Annotated in this window: 16 protein-coding genes; 3 read left to right on the top strand and 13 right to left on the bottom strand. The window is 59.4% G+C overall.

What is annotated here, in order from left to right; genetic code table 11:
• The 3 genes from PMI30_RS12775 to PMI30_RS12785 form a co-directional block, all read left to right on the top strand.
• The coding region (locus PMI30_RS12775) for an FUSC family protein (protein ID WP_032835578.1) at positions 1-576 on the top strand (576 nt) is incomplete at its 5' end.
• Entirely contained in the window at positions 566-766 is a 201-nt protein-coding gene (locus PMI30_RS12780) for a DUF1656 domain-containing protein (RefSeq protein ID WP_008010624.1), read from the top strand. The genes PMI30_RS12775 and PMI30_RS12780, both read left to right, overlap by 11 nt.
• Positions 767-790: 24 nt before the next feature.
• Entirely contained in the window at positions 791-1,654 is an 864-nt protein-coding gene (locus tag PMI30_RS12785; protein ID WP_008010623.1) for an efflux RND transporter periplasmic adaptor subunit, read from the top strand.
• A 55-nt stretch (positions 1,655-1,709) separates the two neighbouring features.
• Here the strand turns inward: PMI30_RS12785 and PMI30_RS12790 are convergent, their stop codons facing one another.
• The 13 genes from PMI30_RS12790 to algK form a co-directional block, all read right to left on the bottom strand.
• A complete protein-coding gene (locus PMI30_RS12790) occupies positions 1,710-2,996 on the bottom strand; it encodes a delta-60 repeat domain-containing protein (protein WP_008010622.1) in 1,287 nt (428 codons plus the stop codon).
• A 231-nt stretch (positions 2,997-3,227) separates the two neighbouring features.
• Entirely contained in the window at positions 3,228-3,644 is a 417-nt protein-coding gene (locus PMI30_RS12795) for a hypothetical protein (protein WP_008010621.1), read from the bottom strand.
• Positions 3,645-3,780: 136 nt separating this feature from the next.
• Positions 3,781-4,605 (bottom strand): SDR family oxidoreductase, encoded by an 825-nt coding sequence (locus tag PMI30_RS12800; RefSeq protein ID WP_008010619.1) that lies wholly within the window; start codon positions 4,603-4,605, stop codon positions 3,781-3,783.
• Positions 4,606-4,637: 32 nt separating this feature from the next.
• Complete coding sequence (locus tag PMI30_RS12805; RefSeq protein WP_008010617.1) at positions 4,638-5,102, bottom strand: hypothetical protein; 465 nt, start codon at positions 5,100-5,102, stop codon at positions 4,638-4,640.
• A 288-nt stretch (positions 5,103-5,390) separates the two neighbouring features.
• Positions 5,391-6,842 (bottom strand): mannose-1-phosphate guanylyltransferase/mannose-6-phosphate isomerase, encoded by a 1,452-nt coding sequence (locus tag PMI30_RS12810; RefSeq protein WP_008010614.1) that lies wholly within the window; start codon positions 6,840-6,842, stop codon positions 5,391-5,393.
• A gap of 212 nt (positions 6,843-7,054) precedes the next feature.
• Positions 7,055-7,708 (bottom strand): alginate O-acetyltransferase AlgF, encoded by a 654-nt coding sequence (locus PMI30_RS12815; RefSeq protein WP_008010612.1) that lies wholly within the window; start codon positions 7,706-7,708, stop codon positions 7,055-7,057.
• A gap of 14 nt (positions 7,709-7,722) precedes the next feature.
• Positions 7,723-8,898, bottom strand: coding sequence for an alginate O-acetyltransferase (locus PMI30_RS12820; protein WP_008010610.1), 1,176 nt, complete (start codon positions 8,896-8,898; stop codon positions 7,723-7,725).
• Between the two features lie 11 nt (positions 8,899-8,909).
• Positions 8,910-10,475 carry an MBOAT family O-acyltransferase gene (locus PMI30_RS12825; RefSeq protein WP_008010608.1) on the bottom strand — a complete coding sequence of 522 codons (1,566 nt, stop codon included), beginning with the start codon at positions 10,473-10,475 and terminating at the stop codon, positions 8,910-8,912.
• Positions 10,476-10,683: 208 nt separating this feature from the next.
• Positions 10,684-11,817, bottom strand: coding sequence for a mannuronate-specific alginate lyase (locus PMI30_RS12830; RefSeq protein ID WP_008010606.1), 1,134 nt, complete (start codon positions 11,815-11,817; stop codon positions 10,684-10,686).
• Between the two features lie 11 nt (positions 11,818-11,828).
• Positions 11,829-13,280, bottom strand: coding sequence for an alginate O-acetyltransferase (locus tag PMI30_RS12835; protein WP_008010605.1), 1,452 nt, complete (start codon positions 13,278-13,280; stop codon positions 11,829-11,831).
• A gap of 10 nt (positions 13,281-13,290) precedes the next feature.
• Positions 13,291-14,880 (bottom strand): mannuronan 5-epimerase AlgG, encoded by a 1,590-nt coding sequence (gene algG, locus PMI30_RS12840; protein WP_008010603.1) that lies wholly within the window; start codon positions 14,878-14,880, stop codon positions 13,291-13,293.
• 26 nt (positions 14,881-14,906) lie between these two features.
• Positions 14,907-16,394 carry an alginate export family protein gene (locus tag PMI30_RS12845; RefSeq protein ID WP_008010602.1) on the bottom strand — a complete coding sequence of 496 codons (1,488 nt, stop codon included), beginning with the start codon at positions 16,392-16,394 and terminating at the stop codon, positions 14,907-14,909.
• On the bottom strand, positions 16,391-17,899 hold the full coding sequence (gene algK / locus PMI30_RS12850) for an alginate biosynthesis TPR repeat lipoprotein AlgK (RefSeq protein ID WP_443216306.1): 1,509 nt from the start codon (positions 17,897-17,899) through the stop codon (positions 16,391-16,393). The genes PMI30_RS12845 and algK overlap by 4 nt, the downstream gene beginning before the upstream one ends.
• Positions 17,900-17,908 lie beyond the last annotated feature (9 nt).

The raw sequence follows: 17,908 nt of genomic DNA, 5'->3' as shown, positions 1-17,908 counted from the left end.
ATCATTCTGCCGCCCACCAGCCGCTGGTTGTGGCGGCGGCTGGAGCAGGATTTGCGCGGGCAAGTGGTGTATGCCATCAGCGGCAAACTCAAGGGCCTGGCGTCGAGTTTCGAAAGTCGTACCCGCGATCTTTTGCATCAGGCTTACGGTCTGGCAGCGGGACAGCCACAGGTGCAACGGGATTTGCTGCACTGGATGTTCGTGGTGCTGGAAGTCGGCCACGCGATCATCGAGTTGCGCAAGGAACAGGCGATTTTGCCGGTGCACCCGGCCTATGCCGAATCCCAACCGTGGCGTCAGTCAATCCGGGTGATGGGGCGTTCGCTGGTGCGACTGTTTCTGCAACCCGGCCAGAGCAATCTGGAGCGTGCCCTGGTCGCGGTCGACCACGCGATCAGCCGCGTGCAGGCCACCGACGAACCCTTCGCGCCGCACTTCGACACCTCCGCCTTGCGCCGGGTGAAGAGCTACCTGCACTTCATCCGTACCTCGCTGCTCGACCCGCAATCGCCACTCGCCGGCTACATAAAAACTAGCGCCATCACCAAGCCCCAAGGACTTGAGCATGCCTCGTGAAATTGCCTTCCACGGCGTGTACATGCCGACCATGACCCTGATGTTTTTCATTGCCGCGGCGCTGGCCTGGGCGCTGGATCGGTGCCTGTCCGGGTTCGATCTGTACCGCTTTTTCTGGCACCCGGCGCTGCTGCGCCTGAGTCTGTTTACTTGTCTGTTCGGCGCCCTTGCGCTGACTGTTTACCGTTGACTCTCTACCCCTGAGAATGCCCTGATGAAAAAGCTTTTCAGCCTGCTCGCGACCCTGCTGGTGTTGGCCCTTGCCCTGTGGATCGGCCGGACCCTGTGGGAGCATTACATGAACACGCCCTGGACCCGCGACGGCCGGGTGCGCGCCGACATCATCAACGTCGCCGCCGACGTTACCGGTGAAGTGGTGGACGTGCCGGTGCGTGACAACCAGTTGGTGAAGAAGGGCGATCTGCTGATGCGCATCGACCCCGAGCATTACCGCATTGCGGTGAAACAGGCGCAGTCACTGGTGGCCTCACGCAAAGCCACGTGGGAGATGCGCAAGGTCAACGCCCATCGCCGCGCCGACCTCGACAACCTGGTGATCTCCAGGGAAAACCGCGACGACGCCAGCAACATCGCCGACTCGGCCCTGGCCGATTATCAGCACGCCCAGGCACAACTGGAAGCCGCCGAACTGAACCTCAAACGCACCGAAGTGCGTGCGGCGGTGGACGGCTACGTCACCAACCTCAACGTCCATCGCGGCGACTACGCACGCATCGGCGAAGCGAAAATGGCCGTGGTCGACATGAACTCGTTCTGGGTCTACGGCTTCTTCGAAGAAACCAAATTGCCGCATGTGCGAGTGGGCGATAAGGCCGATATGCAGTTGATGAGCGGTGAAGTGCTCAAGGGCCATGTGGAAAGCATTTCGCGCGGCATCTACGACCGTGACAACCCGCAAAGCCGCGAGCTGATCGCCGACGTGAACCCGACGTTTAACTGGGTGCGCCTGGCGCAACGGGTACCGGTGCGGATTCACATTGATGAAGTGCCGGAGGGTGTGCTGTTGGCGGCGGGGATTACGTGTACGGTGGTGGTGAAGCAGGCAAGCGATTTGTAAGCTGCGAACCGGACTCGCCCTCACCTCGGTGAAGGCGGGTGTCGGTTTTTGAGCTTCAGCTCAGGTATGCCCACAACATGCCAAGTCCACCACTGATTCCGCTGGTATTGCCGGCAAAAATAAACTGCGATTCACTTCGGGGCTGTAGAAGCGCAGGTTCAGTCGAGATCGCTGTGTCTTCTTCGATGTATCCATTGTTGCCGAAGTCTTTATCAACAGTGCCATTGCTCAGGAAGCGGGCGATATGCAGTTTTTTGTAACTGCCGACGACATTTATCCTCTCCGCTGCATCCAGAAATCCAGCCTGCCAGTTGTCCCCGGTCTGTTCGTCAAACACAGTCAGGACAGGTTTACCCAAGTTGAACAGATGATCCGGAACACCGTCAGCCATCATTCTAATCAGCAGCCCCTTCATGAATTTCCCGGTGCGCCCACAATTGCCGAAGCCAATGAAACCGTTATTCGTTGTCTGAATCAGACCTTGTATAACGGTGTCTCCTTCCTTGACATTCAACACGTAGGAACCTGGTGTTGCGGAAGCGCCGAATGTCTTGTCAGTACTGCCGTCACTATTGAAGCGAGCAAAGAACCCCTTCATGCCATCGGATTGTTTAACACTTCCGGCTAACAGGATTTTCTCATCATTCTGGATATGCACGGCATGAAGTGCTATCGCACGGTCAGTGTCATTGAGTCTGATATCAAGGCGACCGGTTTTGTTGAAACTGGTGTCCAACTGGCCTTTTAGGTTCACTCGATACAGGACGCCATGGGTTGTTTCGCTTCCCGAAGAACGGTAGGTCGCGCTGATGACTATGTTGTCGCCCTGGAAAGCGCAGTTACTGGAGTTGGGCACGAATACTTCGCCCGTTCGGTTTTGAAAAAACTGCCTGCCTTGCACTGCGAAGTCTTTGTCCAGATCACCCTGTTCCGTGAATCGGCAAACTACCAAGTGTGGTGGTGGGTCGCCGGAGTCTGCGTCCAGATGAGTCCAGCCCAGCATGTAAATTTTTGAGTCCTGCTCCAGTATCTTCCCGCCTGATGCGTCAAAAGGCGCTTTGAATTTTCCGTAGCTGAAGCCTTGGTCCGCGAATGTTTCATCAAAGCGTCCATCTTTATTCAGGCGTGCCAGCCCGTAATAGGCCGAGTTGTACAAGGTGGCGGGATCGTCGTCATGGGACACGACGGCACCGACGATGATTTTGCCCGAGCCCAGTATGCAAAGGCCTTTGACCTGACGATCCGTGCCATTGATATGAGGTAGATTTGAGAGCGAGATCTTTCCTTTGTCGCCAAAGGTATCATCGCTGTCTCCGGCATGTTGACGGTTGAATGTATTCATTTTTTTGTCCAGTGAAGTCCATTTGGTGGGATGAGTCATGGTGGCGCCCAACGCTTTCCAGGTTGAAAACGGTTGTTGGGTATTCCATCGACATCACCGCACCGGTCGTACACAGACTGATGGGCAAAGGGACTTCATGGATACGAACACCCGCCGAATGAGTCTGGTCCGCTCATGCGACGGGTGTCTACTGTCAGATTTAACAGGTAGCGAGGATGGCTGGAGTTTTGCTCAAGCGGCAGAGCGTGCACCATGGGTAACAAAAGTCTCGTGCAAATGCCGCCACAGCACCTGACCGGACGCCTGTTTTTCAAACACCACGGTCGAGCGCCGATCCGAGTGCAGGCCCGTCGCATCAGTCTGCTGCTCGCGGTAACTCACCACTGCGCCACCGTCGTACAGCGCGACACCTCGCAACTCGCTGAGCTCAATCCTGAACCCGAGCTTCTTCCCGCCCGCCAGCAGAAACAGTTCGTTCAACGCCTCGAAATCCAGCACCCGGCCCAATGGTGAGACCATGGAAAACTGCGGTGAAAAACGCGTCAGCAATTGCTCAAGCTCGGACTCGTCTCGTTCCTCGGCCAACCATTGTTCGATGGCTATGTGAGCCTGGATCACTTCGTCAAAGTATTCGGTGTAGTCGGTCATGCTGTTTCCTGAGGTTCTGTGGTGTCTGTTCCGACGCTTTCGCGGGCAAGCCTCGCTCCTACAGGATGAGCGCCCTCTCAAAATGGGTGCATAACCCGTAGGAGCGAGGCTTGCCCGCGAAGGGGTCAACCCGGTCTCAAAGTTGCCCACGCAACCCGAACCGCTTCATCAACCCCGACTCCAATAACCCCTTGGGTAACAACCCCGCCATCAACGGCAACGCCCGGCTGCCATTACCCAAACGCACCAGGCGCGGCGGTTTATTCTGCTGCACGGCCTTCAATAAACCGGCGGAAAATTCACTGGCCGGCGTCGGTTTGTCCTGAGATGCCTTGGCCCGTGCACGAATACCTTCACGCAGCGGCCACCATGGCGACTGCTCGGTGATCAGTTGCTCAGCCTCATGCCCGGCATTCTTGGCGAAGCTGGAGGCGATGGCCCCTGGTTGAACTTCCATGACCCGCACGCCGAACGGCGCGAGTTCCATACGCAACGCATCGCTCAAGGCATGCACCGCGGCTTTCGAAGCACAGTAAGCACCGGCAAACGGCGTGACCAAAACCCCGGACACGCTGCCGATGTTCACCACCAGGCCCCTGGCGCGACGCAGCACCGGGAACATCGCGCGAGTCACGCCAACGATCGCAAACACGTTGGTTTCGAATTGCCGCTGCATGGCCGGCACACCGCCATCGAGCAGGGGGCCCATGGCGCCATAGCCGGCGTTGTTGATCAGCACATCAAGGCCGCCGCGTTGCTGATTGATCCGCTCGCTCAGCTGTTCGAGGGCCGGGCCATCGTTCACGTCCAGTTGCACGGCAGTGAACCCGGCGGCGGTTAGAGCGGCTACGTCTTCTGCCTTGCGGGCGCTGGCCCAGACTTCGTAACCGGCACTTTTGAAAGTGTCGGCGAGGGCGCGGCCAATGCCGCTGGAGCAACCGGTAATCAACGCAACGGGCATGGCGCGGTCCTTGTGCAAAAAATAGGGGGGGATCAGTCGGAGAAACTACCCTGCAAACGCTCGGCGCGAAACTCCAGGGTTTGCGGGCGATAACCGGGGCGCAGAGGTGGCATTGGCAAGCAGTCTTCCCAATTGCCTCCGGCCTGCAATTCGCCGGGGCCGCGATAACGCGGCGCAGCGTATTGATTGTCAGCCAGATTGACCGTATCGCCCGGTGCATAAGCGGCGACGCGCCAGCGCAGTTCGGTCAGCGGCACGTCGTTGCCGTTGTTCATCGTCAGCTTCAAGGGGCGGTCCGCCGGGCAGTGCTCGGGCGCGTAGGTGATGCGCAGCTCAAGACGCGCCAGCTGCTTGATCTCGCGGTTGTCCAGCCAGAACACCCACACCGCCACCAGGCCCAATCCGAAGGCGGCGGCCATGGACACCGGCACGGCTTTGGACGGGTAGCGCAGCAGCAGGATCAGCCAGGTGATGACCAGCAGGACGCCGATGAACATGACGCGAAACCTCGGGAAGGGAAAGAGCATCCTACCTAAGCGTAGGTGGAATTGGCGATGGGCATTCATTCAGCGGCGGCTGGTCAGGCCCCATCGCGAGCAGGCTCGCTCCCACATTGACCGAGTTCGGACTCTGATTCGGTGAACGACGCAAATCCCCTGTGGGAGCGAGCCTGCTCGCGATGAGGCCAGTTGAGGCAACAAAAAACCAAAAAAAGCCCCCGCCCAATCCACTGCGGATAGGGAACGCAGCGGGCTGGACGGGGGCTTTTTATTTTTATCGGTCAATCACTGCGCGATGGTTTTCACCGACACGCCGCGTTCGATCGGGGTGGAGCGACCGTAGATATCTTCAAACCGCTCGATATCGTCTTCGCCCAGGTAGCTGCCCGATTGCACTTCGATGATCTCGAGTGGAATCTTGCCCGGATTGCGCAGACGGTGAACCGAGGCGATCGGGATGTAGGTCGACTGGTTTTCAGTGAGCAGGAACACGTTTTCGTCGCAGGTCACTTCAGCAGTGCCGCTGACCACGATCCAGTGTTCGGCGCGGTGGTGGTGCATCTGCAGCGACAGGCACGCGCCCGGCTTGACCGAGATGCGCTTGACCTGGAAGCGGCCGCCCATGTCGACCGAGTCGTAGGAGCCCCACGGACGATAGACTTCGCAGTGGGTCTGGGTTTCGCTGCGGCCCTGCGCGTTGAGGGTATTGACCATCTGTTTCACGCCTTGGACCTTGTCCTTGTGGGCGATCATCATGGCGTCCTTGGTTTCGACGACCACGATGTTTTCCAGGCCGATCACCGACACCAGTTTGCCGTTGCCGTGGATCATGCAGTTTTTACTGTCCTGGATGACCACGTCGCCTTTGGTGACGTTACCGTTGGCGTCTTTTGCATTGACTTCCCACAGTGACGACCAGCACCCGACATCGCTCCAGCCTGCGGTCAGCGGGACCACGCAGGCGCGCTGGGTTTTTTCCATCACCGAATAGTCGATGGAATTGTCCGGGCAGCAGGCGAAGGTGGCGGCGTCGATGTCGACGGTGTCGGCATCCTGTGCGCTACGTTCCAGCGTCAGCAAGCAGGTGTCGTAGATGTCTGGATCGTGCTTTTTCAGTTCTTCGAGGAAGCGGCTGGCGCGGAACAGGAACATGCCGCTGTTCCAGAAATAACCACCGGACTGGACGAATTCGGTGGCGCGTTTCACGTCGGGTTTTTCGACGAAGTGCGAGACACGGCTGACGCCTTCCGGCAGCAGCGCATCGTTGGTGGATTTGATGTAGCCGTAACCGGTTTCCGGTTTGGTCGCCGGCACGCCGAACAGCACCATCTCGCCACGCTCGGCCGCCACAGTGGCCAGGGCCAGGGCGCGTTGCAGGGCTTTCTGGTCTTCCAGCACGTGGTCGGCCGGCAGCACCAGCATCAACTCGTCGCGACCTTCATTGACCAGCATCATCGCGGTCAAGGCCACGGCCGGCGCGGTGTTGCGGCCGAAGGGTTCCATCAGGACGCGCTGCACGTCCAGGTTGCGGGCGCCCAGTTGCTCGTTGACGATGAAGCGATGGTCCTTGTTGCAGACCACGATCGGGGTGTCCATGCCTTCGAACACCAGGCGTTCCAGGGTTTGCTGGAACAGCGTGTGTTCGCCGGTCAGGGCGAGGAATTGCTTGGGGAATTGCTTGCGCGAAAGCGGCCAAAGACGTGAGCCGCTACCACCTGACAAGATCACCGGAATCATGTTGTTACTCCTTCAAAATCGATTGGTTAGAGCTACTGCGTTCTGTCGTTTCACTCTTGTTCTTGTTCCGTGTCCAAATTGACGCCTCGGTCCCTTGTGGGAGCGGGCTTGCTCGCGAAAGCGGTGGGTCAGCCAACATCATCGTTGAATGTGAAACCGTATTCGCGAGCAAGCCCGCTCCCACAGGGATATGGGTCAATCCGGCAAATGTGTTAGCGCGTCGACACCGGGCGCTTGACCCACACTGGCGACAGGCTGCTGCCACTGCCGGTGACGTACAGCACCGCGGCTTCGCCTCGTTCCAGGGCAACCGGTTTCACGTCGCCGACTTTGGTGGCGCCGTCGTACAGTGCCAGGCTGACTTTCACCGGGTTGATTTCACGCTCGCCACGGCCCTTGGCCGCCACGGACGGGACCACCTCGGTCTTGCCGTCGGCGGTTTTCAGGGTCAGGGCCTTGTCGCTGAGGTTCTGCACGCGTACCAGGGATTTCTGTTTGTTCTTGAACGGCGGCTCTTCGATCAGTTGCGGCGCGCCGCTGGCGTTGTTGACCAGGGTGTAATAGTGGTCGCCGGCCAGTTTCACCGACAGGCTCTGGCTGCCGACCTTGGCGCTGTAATCACCGCCCGGCATGAAGCTGAAGTCGGTGCTGGACAGCGGCGCGACTTCGTTCAGGTTGGTGCTGCCAACAGTGGCGCTGACTTCAGCGTTACCGGCGTTGTAGACCCGCACGAAACTGGAGCCTTTCGGTGCGGTCGGGCCATAGAGCGCGGCGTCGCCGGCGAAGGCCTGCAAGGACAATACGCTCATGCCGGCGACGAGAGCAAAGGTCTTAGCGAGACGGCGAGGAGTAGTAGTGAAAGTCATGGTGTACCTCTCTTTCAGTTTTGCGCCCGGTCGGGCGTCTCGGATTTAGTGTTTGCAGCTACGTTTTGTTGGCGTGCGCCGGCTTGTTTAAGCTCTGCGACCCACTGCGGGTCGGCGTCACCGATTTCGTTGTTCACAGGCAGATATCGTTCAGGGAACTCCCAGATCAGCACTTGTGGCGGGCTGTTCTTGAAAGCATCGCTTTTCAGGTAGCTGAGCATCGGCAGAATCGGGCCATGGCCGTCTTCGGCGTAATTGACCACATCGCTGTGCAGCGCTTCTTTCAGCGCACCGACGAAGTTCCAGTTCGGGTTGGCGCTGTAGCTGGTGCCGATCAGGGCCACTGGCACTTCAGTGTTGGCGAACAGGGCGTCGTCACCGGCAGGCTGATCCTGGGCAGCCACGGTGTTGCGCTTCTGCAAAGGTTCTTGCGCCGGCATCAGGTTTTCGAACAACGGGTCCAGCGGCAGGAACAACCGCAGGTCGCCCTTGTGCGTCACCTTCTCCGCAGGTTCGGTGATGAAGTTTTGCGGTTCGCCGCTGAGCGGAGCCTTGTCGGCAATGGTTTTGGCCAGGGTCTGGGCGGCGACTTGCGCGCCTTCCGGAGTCCAGTGGGTGTCGGTGCGCAGGAACACTTGCTGACCGTCTTGCTTGGCCTTTTGCAGCGGGCCGAGCAGGTCGGGAGCGAGGATCTTGGTGGCCGCCACACGAGCGTGGAAGTCCTTGTACAGATTGGCGTGGATACTCGCCGGTTTCACTTCACCCAGGTGTTCCGGGTACAGGCGAGTCTTGGCCGGCACGATCGCCATCACCAGTTTCACGCCTTTCTCTTTCAGTTCCTGGCGCACGCCTTCGACCAGCGCGTAGTTGCCTTGCAGGTTCAACTCTTCGTTGACGATCGGGTGAAACTCTTCATCGCTGTAGAGCCACTGATCGCGACCAAGCACCACGCCCGGACGACCTTCGTTGAACAGTTTGAAATCCAGCGCGGCCCAAAGGTTGGTGCCCAGACGCTTGATCGGGAACTCGTCGTCGTAGTGCGTCTCGACGGCTTTGGTCCAGCGACCGTTGAGCACGGTCGCATCGGCGTTGGTACTGAAGCCGAAGAAGCTGCGTACCGACCACACGCCCAGGACCAGCAAGGTCACCAGGAACAGGGCGATGTAGAAGATGCGTAATGAGCGGGTCATAGTCAGATCCCTCAGAACTGGAAGTAAAGGAACGGCGAGAAGCTTTGCGCCGAGAGTTTGAGAATCGAGGCGATGAACAGCAGCAGCACCAGGGCGCGCATCACGTAACGGGACCAGTCGGCAGTCCAGTAGGCCGGTTGCACAGTCGCTTCAACGCCGACGGTGTAACCCGGTTCGTGGATGTTGTCCGGGTTGTCGCCCGGTACGGCTTTGATCATTCCTGGCGTAGCCGCGGCAGGGCCGTCGGTTTCGGTGTTCACCGCAGGCTTGGTCTTGACCGGTGGCCGGTTGGTGTAGAAATCACGGATGCCGAAGAACGCCAGGGTGACGTAGGCCACCACCAGGGTTGCCACTTGCAGACCGGTGAGGCTGGCCTGGTTGAGTTCCGACAGCGACCATTCGCCGAAGCTGAACATCGCACCGTACATGCGACCGGCGACGTGCAGGTTTTCTGCGCGGAAGATCACCCAGCCCATCACCACCAGCAGGAACGTCAGCGCCCAACGGATCGGGTTGATGCTGCGCGGCGAAGTGTTCAGGCCAAGGGCTTTTTCGATCGCCAGCCACATGCCGTGCCAGGCACCCCAGACGATGTAGGTGATGTTCGCGCCGTGCCACAGACCACCGAGCAGCATGGTCAGGAACAGGTTGCGGTAGGTCATCAGCGTGCCTTTACGGTTACCGCCGAGGGTGATGTACAGATAGTCACGCAACCAGGTCGACAGGCTGATGTGCCAGCGACGCCAGAACTCGGTGATCGACTGGCTGATGTACGGCTGTTTGAAGTTTTCCATGAAACGGAAACCCATCATCAAGCCCAGACCAATCGCCATGTCGCTGTAGCCGGAGAAGTCGAAGTACAGCTGCGCGGTGTAGGCCAGGGCGCCGAGCCAGGCATCGCCCGTGGTCGGGTTCTGCAAGGCGAAGCAATGGTCGGCCACGACCGCCAGGGTGTCGGCGATGAAGACTTTCTTGATGAAACCCTGCATGAACCGCGTGGCACCTTCGGAGAACTTGTCGAGGGTGTGGGTGCGGTTGTTGAACTGGTCGGCCAGGTCACGGAAACGCAACACGGGGCCGGCGATCAAGTGCGGGAAGATCGCCACGAATGCCGCAAAGTCGATCAGGTTGCGGGTCGCCGGGGTATCACCACGGTAGACGTCGATGATGTAGCTGATGGACTCGAAGATGTAGAACGAGATCCCGATCGGCAACAGCACGTGGGTCAGGATGAACGGCGACAGACCGACCGAGGTCATCATCGCGTTGATGCTGTCCACGCCGAAGTTGGCGTACTTGAAGTAGCCGAGGATGCACAGGTCGACACCCACGCCCAGGAGCAGCCAGCGCTGGGCCGGTTTGGTCCGAACGCCTGCCGCACCGACTTTCAGGCCGATCCAGTAGTTCCACAGCGTGACGGCTGCGAACAGCGCAAGGAAGTCCACACGCCACCAGGCGTAGAACACGTAGCTGGCGATCAGCAGCAGCAAGTTGCGATAGCGTATCCCGCTCAAGTAGTACATGCCGAGAAAGATCGGCAAGAACAGAAACAGGAACACGTTGGATGAAAATACCATCCCGATCTCTCCATGTTTAACCAACAGTCAAGGGCCAAGGCCCCCCCAAACCCCCCATCAAAATCCTGGGTGGTTGCATTACATTTCAAACCGCCGCGATCCCTGTAGGAGCGAGGCTTGCCCGCGAAGGCCGTTATGCGGTGGAACTGATGAACCGTGTCATCGTTCTTCGCGGGCGAGCCTCGCTCCTACAGGGGTTGCGTGTGTCCTAAGAACCTTTTTTGCCTTTCTCGCTGGCCGGGTCGTAGACCTTGGTCAAATCCCCGCCGAGGCGGAAGGTCTTGAACGGCTGCATTTTGTGTTTCTGCGCCAGCACATCCGGCGTGCAGGTGTAGAGCGAGCAGAACGGTTCGAGCCAGGCGAATTTCGAATCGACCTTGAGGTCGGTCATGTCCTGCTCTTTACCGTTCTTCTCCTCGAATTGATCCGGGTCTTCCACGCCTGCAAGCACGCGATCACCCAGGCGTTTCAAGGCGCCGTTGTTTTCCTGGCGCAAATCGACACCGTTGACCTGAGCGAAACTGGCGATCATCGCCAGTGGCGGCAGGGCGTAGTTGTGATAGGCGAGGGCGCGTTGCTGGCGCTTGAGCTCGTTGGGCAGGAAGCCTTGGGCGTCGACCTGATTGACGCCGACCTTGTATTCCTTGACGGCCCAATCGAACAGGTCGCGGCGGTTGGTGGCGACCGACGTGGCCATCACCGACCAGGCTGCCCAGTACGAGTGGTTGTTGGTTTGCTCGAGTGGCAGGTTGTCCCAATCGCTGACTACCTGATCCGCCATTTTGCTGAACCAGGCTTCAATCACTTGCGCTTCTTCCTGGTGGGTAGCCAGTGGATGCGAGTCAGAGAACTTCAGGCGAACATAGGACGAAGCCATGCTGCCCAAGGCCCATTTGCGCATGGACTTGCCGGTGTGGTTGAAGTCCTTGGACATCAACGCGTCGGCCTTCGCCCAGGCAGTCAACCAGTTGAGCGTGCATTCCAGTTGTTCCGGACGACCGTCACGCATGAACTGCATCACCCGCTTGCTGGTGGCGCGCTCGATCTTGGTGATGTCGGCGGTGGTCTCGCGGAAGGCTTTTTCCGATGCCTCGTTCAGGGTCGAACGGGCCTTGTCGGAGCCTTCGTATTTACTGCGAAATTGCAGGGCGCCGGTATAGGGCGTCGGCATCGCGTCGCAGCCTTCGCTCTTGTCGCCGGTTTTGACTTTTTCAATGGGCGCAAAGTAACCCTGGGGCGGGCGCAGCGGCGCGGCGGCCTGGGTGGCGCCGGCGAACATCGCCAGCGTCAGCAGGGAGGGCGCGAGTAACTTTTTCAGCGTTCGGGTTTGCATGCAGTTCATAAGAGGTAGCCTCATTGCCCGGCTTGAGCGGTACGCTGCTCGGCGCCGGAGAACACGTTGCGTTTGCAGATTTTCGCTTCGACTTTCTGAGGCGTGGTACCTGGTTTTTCAGGTCCCTGGACTTCGACGGCCAGCAGATTCTGCGAGGCCCAGTCTTCGTCCGTGCGCAACTCGAAGGCGAAACGCCCGTCGGTTTCGGAGGTTTCCGGTTTGTCGATCTTGATGTCCTCGTGGCGCCCATTCATGTACCAGAGGGTGGCTTGCAAGGTTTTCACCGAGGTGTCGGCGAAGCGGATATCGACCTGGTGACTGCTGTTGCGCAGGTCCAGGTTCTTGCTGTTGACCATCAATTCGTTTTTGCCCGGCTTCAGCGTGGCGCTGGCGCTCATCTGTGCATCTTTGCCTTCGCAACCGTTGTCCAGCAGCGCCATCATCTGGCGGTAGATGGTTTCCTGGTCGAGGCGATAAAGCGGCGAGAATTCCCAGATGAGGATTTTCGGCGGTTTGGTCTGGAACTCTTCACTGCCCAGGTACTGCAGCATCGAACCTTCCAGGCCACCACCGGGGAATGCCACGTTGAGGATGTCGGCGCCGATGGCCTCTTCGAGGAAACCGGCGAAGTTGTAGTTCTTGCCACTGTGGCTGGTGCCGACCAGGGTAATTTCCGGATTGCCGGAATCACTGAACAGATCGCCATCGCCCGCTTCGCCTTTCGGCTCGGTGGTGAACTGATCCATGTACTGGATCGCGTAGCTGGTGCCACAGAGTTGACCAGCCATGTTATGTAACGTTCCGGTCTTGCCCATGCGACCCGACTTATGGGTCTCGAATTCACGCTTGGGAACGTCGGCGAAGGCCGGCAATTGCTTGACTTTCTCGGCGACGATTTTCGCCGTGCGTTGGGCGCCATAAGGCGTCCAGTGTTGGTCGCCGCGGAAGTAGAAGTCGTGGGCTGGCAAGGTGTCGGGCAGCGATTCGTTGGTCAGTGGCGACAGGTCCGGGACCACGTAGCCCATCTGCGCGAAACGCCCGAGCATGGTTTTGTAATTCCTCAGCGCCTTGTCGAAGTCGTAGCTCGCCTTCTCGGCCGGGTTCAGCTTGTTGCGGTTCACCAGGCCACGGGTCGGCTGGTAAACGATGACCAGTTCCACGCCTTTGCTCTTGAACGCATCGTGCAGTTGTTTCATGCGTTTGTAGCCGGCGGGTGTGGTGTCGAACTCGGTGCGCAAGTCTTCTTGCGTACGGAACAGCCAATCGCCCTGCGCCTGCACCAACGTGGTGAAGTTCTGCTGATAGCGGGTGGTGTAGTTCTTCGGGTCGTGGGCTTCCGGGCACAGGTTGCAGCAATCATCGGCCTTGAAGCTGGGGGCTTTGGCGTCTTCGGCACGTACGCCAGTGCTGGCCGCGAGAATGCCCGCGGTCAGGGCCGACAGGCTGAGTAATTTGATCAAGTGTGGGTGCATAAAATTATCCTCAGTCCCGCATTTCGGTCTGGCGTTCGACAGGGTCGATCAGCACGGCTTTCTGCTGGCGCACCAGCAGGTCGAGAATTTCATCCTGGCGCTCGCCGAGGATCCCCGAGAAGCTGATGCCACTGGATTTGGTCGGCGCGAGCATCGACACGCGATACAACTCCACGCTCAGCGGCGAGTCGATCGACAGTGGTCCGCTACCATTGGCAGCCAGTTCACCACCCACCACGATCAGCGACACCTGGGCGTCGAACGGGTCGAGCTTGATGTCCCGGTCGGTGTCGGTCAGGTCTTTGATGTGCCCGTAGACACCGGTCAGGCCGTTGGCCATCGAGACGTTTTCGTACAGGCGAATGTTCACGCTGTTACGAATACGGATGCCGTGGCGTCGGTTGCTGATCACCTTGTTGCCCCACAACAGGTTGTCAGCACTCTCGTAGAGAGTGATGCCGTCTGTGTGGTTCTTGTAGATCTCGTTGTAGGCGATCAGGTTGTTCACACTGTTACGGTCGATCACCAGGCCCGAGAGCTTGTTGTCGTAGCTGCGGTTGTTGAAGATGAAGCTGTCGTTGACCTCACGGGAAATAATGATCCCGTGCTTCTTCTTGGTCCCGTACACCGTGTTGTCGGCGATGATCAGACCGTGGGAACGGTCATGGGGGTCAATGCCGTAGACGATGTTGTCTTTGTAAGTGTTGCCCTTGACCACGAAGTCGCGGGTTTCGTAGCAGTAGAAGCCGTACCACATGTCCGAGAACTCGGAGCCGACGATCCAGCCGGACGGTTCAGGGCGCTTGAGCACCTTGGCCATGTTCGGCGTGTACTGGGAAATACTCACGCCATAGGACTTACTGTTGGCGTAGCCGAAACTGGCGATCTTGCTGTTGGCGATGTAGGTTTCGGTGCCACCCCAGGACAGCAGGAACGGACGGAATTCCTTGGGCGACTTGAAGGCCGCCGGGCCGTTTGCTTTCTCGCTCCAGCCAGTGATTTTGGTATCACGCACAAACAACTGGCCGTCGTTGACCAGGAACGAACCGCCCTCTTGGGACAGGCGCAGTTCCTGTGTCTGCTTGTCGATTTCCAGGATGCCTTTCTCACCCACCACGATTGGCAGCTTCGCCAGGAACACACCCGGTGAAGTTTCGCTGAAGTACTGCTTGGGTACTTTCTTGGCCAGATCCTTGAGGTTCATGTAGCCGTCGTCGATGAAAATCGCCTGCGGGATACCGTGCTGACGCACCACCCACTCGGCCATCTTGTTGTCGCCGCCGATGAAGTCCTTCAGGGCGTTTTCCTGCATCATCCGGCGCACGCTGATCTTGCCGGGTTTGGTGCGCACGATTTTCGCGGCGATGGCGTCGGCGGTGTAGCCAGAGGTGTCCGGCAGTTTCGGCTTGGCCAAGTCCAGCGGCGCGGTTGGCGCGCTGCTGACGGTGTAGGTCTTGGCCTGTTGCAATCCCTTGGCTATGGTCGTCGACTTACCCTGTTGTACAGGCTTGGCCGGTTCGACGGTGGCGAAGGCGGCTGCGCTGGCGAGCAGCAGCGCGCCGGCCAGCAGGCTGATCGAGCCTTTCTTGGCACTGTTCATGTCGGGCACTCCCTTCGCGGTTTGCATCAGAAGCGCCAGACCACGTCGACAAACGCGCGGTGCATGTACGAGTCGACTTCTTTGCCATACGCATCGCCGGGCTTGAACACACCGCCACGGAACCGCACCAGAGCCGCAGGCTCATCGATCGACTGGCTCAACGCCGCCGGCAACAGACCTTGCTTGAAGTACTTGGTGACCACCAGGTCCATTTCCTGACCGAGGTCTTTGTTGCCATCTTCCAGCGGCAGGGAGGTGCTGGAGAGGATTGCGCCGGTCACGTCGTCGGTGTTGTTTTCGACGGCGTTGATGCCGTTGCTGCCGACCGGCTTGTTGCCGTCGACGCGCCAGAACTTGTGGTAGATCAGACTGGCGTCGTATTCGTCGTTGAGCATCCACGAGCCGAACAGGGTAGCGGTCTGCATGTTGTTCATTTCGCCACGGAAGGCTTCACCGAAACGGTGAACCCGCGAACGTGTACCGGTGTAGTTCGAGCGATTGCTTTCCAGACCGGTCTGTTCGTACTCGGCGCTGGCACGGGCATAGGCCGCACCGACTTGCCACTGCGGATCAAGGCGCAGACGCAGGCCAATATCGGTGGCCCAGCCATTGAGGTCTTCACCGCGTTTGGCTTCGGTCGGACGCGTGCCATCGGCGTTCAGCGGGTTGACCGTGTCGGTGTCGCCGCTCATGCCGGTGATGCTGCCCCAGTAATTGACGGTGTTGGTGTTGCGCCAGTTGTAGGCATCGCTATCGGCGGTAAGGCCGAGCCAGCTGATGTCGCCGTTCTGTTTTTTATCCAGCGAATCGCCAGCCACGCCCGGCTCCGGGTAGTCGAGCTTGCCGTCATCGTGGGTGTGATGACCGCGAATGCCGACCCAGTTACCCGGCGACCATTGAGTGGCAACGTCGCCGAAAACGTGCAGGCGATCCTTGTCCTTGGGCGCCAGCTCTTTCAAGTCGGTGCGGTATTCGCTGAAGCGTTCGGCGACACCGACGTTGGCGCGCAACAGGGTGGTGTCGAAGGTCCAGTTCAGGGCTTCGATGTTGGTGTCGCGCCATTGGCCGTCGTCGTTGCGCAGGCGTTGGCGACCGAGCTTGAGGATCTCGCCAGGGTAAGGCGTGAGGCCGCTGTAGCCGACCCAGAACTCGCGCATCGCCAGGTAGTTCTTCTTGGTTTTGCGATCACCGTTGTCGGTGGTCTGGGTACCGTCGCTGTCGGACTGTTGCAGGGTGTCCGTTTCGATGATGTCGGTGGACGTCACGGCCTGGCCCATGGCGTAGGCGCTCCATGCGCCGCTTTCGCCGTATACCCATGGACGCAGGTCGAGGCCAACGCCGTTAACGTCGCCGCCACTGGCAGTGCCCAGGTCACGGTCGTCTTCGGACTGGCCGGTAACTTTGACTTCGAGGCCGAAATTCTTGTCTTCGGTCAGGGCCGCCAGGGTCGGGCACGACCACAGCAGGGCGAATGTCAGGCCAATACCGGCCTTCACGAATGGATTGAGCTTCATAGGGATTCCTCGCCGTCTTCTTCTTGCAGGGCGTGCAGTTCCAGCGTGTCCGGACTCACGGTGCTACGAATGGCCTGTTCCTGTTTCAACAGGCGTTGGGCCTCGGCCAGCCGCTCAGGCGGCAGTTGTGCTTCGATGGTTTGCGCAAGCTCATTGGCTTGCGGGGTGTCTTGAGCCTTGGCCAGCTGGCTGAAGACGTAAGCGTTGACCGGGTCGGGCCGGGTGCCCTTACCTTGGGAGAACAGTTGGGCAATGGCGAAGTCGGCGCTGTTCTGGCCGTTGCGCGCAGCGGTCAGCAGGTGATCCAGGGCTTTCTGCGGATAGACCTTGCCCAGGTAACCACGGCGGTAAATCTGGCCGAGGTAGTAATCGGCGGCGACTTCACGGCCAACGGCTTTCTTGAAGTGCTCTTCGGCGACCTTGGCGTCGGCCGGCACCATTTTTCCTTCGAAGTAGAGCTTGCCCAGCAACAGTTCGGCGCGGGGCTGATCAGCGGCGCGGCCGTTGTCCAGGTACTTCATCATGGTGTCGACATCGCCCAGTTCCGGGAAGTCGTAGAGCAATTGCGCGAGGCTGACCCAGGACGCCGGGTAGCCAGGTGCGATGCCTTCGAGCAACGACTGAGCGGTTTTCTCGTCGGTCTTGCCCAGGCTTGCATCGCCCAGCACGCGGGCCACGCTGTCCACACGTTGTGCAGAGACGACGCCACGGCTGTGACCAGCCTGCATCTGCTTGATCAGTTCGGCCTGTTGCTCTGGCTGGCCGCGTTTCTGATAGACCGTGGCCAGTTCGACGTAGCAGATGTCGGTGGTGTTCAACGCTGCTTTGCAGATATTTTCCACGTCATCCAGATGCTGGTCGTAAGTGCCCTGGGTGCGATAGAGCAGCACTTGCGCCAGACCGGCTTCCGGTTTGCCTTCGGTGCGCCATTGGCTGATCTGCTGTTGCGCGTTGACGTTCGGGAAACTGTGCGGGTATTGCAGGTACAGCATCGCCAGCGGGATCAGGGTGTTGCCTTCGCCATTGGCCGAGGCTTTCTTCAACAGCGCTTCGGCTTCGTGGTGTTCGGCTTCGGTGGCGCCGGGTTTGGCCACCAGCAGACGACCCAGGCGAGCCTGAGCCCGCGGCGAGACGCTGGCCGCGGCACGGTAAGTCGCCTCGGCCTTTTTGATTTGCGCCGGGTCACGGCTGTCGACCTGCAGATCGGCCAGGCCAACCTGAGCTTCGCTGTAACCCAGGTCTGCCAGTTGCTGGTAGTTCTGCGCTGCCAGCGCGGTGTCGCCGCGCTTGAGGGCTTCATTGGCCAGACGCTGGTCGGGCAGGCCGGCGCAACCGGCCAGGCTCACGGCCAAAGCAACGGCACACAGTGATCCTATGTGGGAGCGAGCCTGCTCGCGATTCGGGCGGCTCGGTACATCAGACAGACCGCGCTGATCCCATCGCGAGCAGGCTCGCTCCCACAGGGAGTGCGGTGTTCTGAGGAAATATGGAGTCGTCACGGGCATGTCCTCTGT

The organism is Pseudomonas sp. GM50 (assembly GCF_000282375.1).
GTDB lineage: Bacteria > Pseudomonadota > Gammaproteobacteria > Pseudomonadales > Pseudomonadaceae > Aquipseudomonas.
Note: the sequence above shows the minus strand (reverse complement) of the source record. Positions and strands in the feature narration are given on the sequence as shown.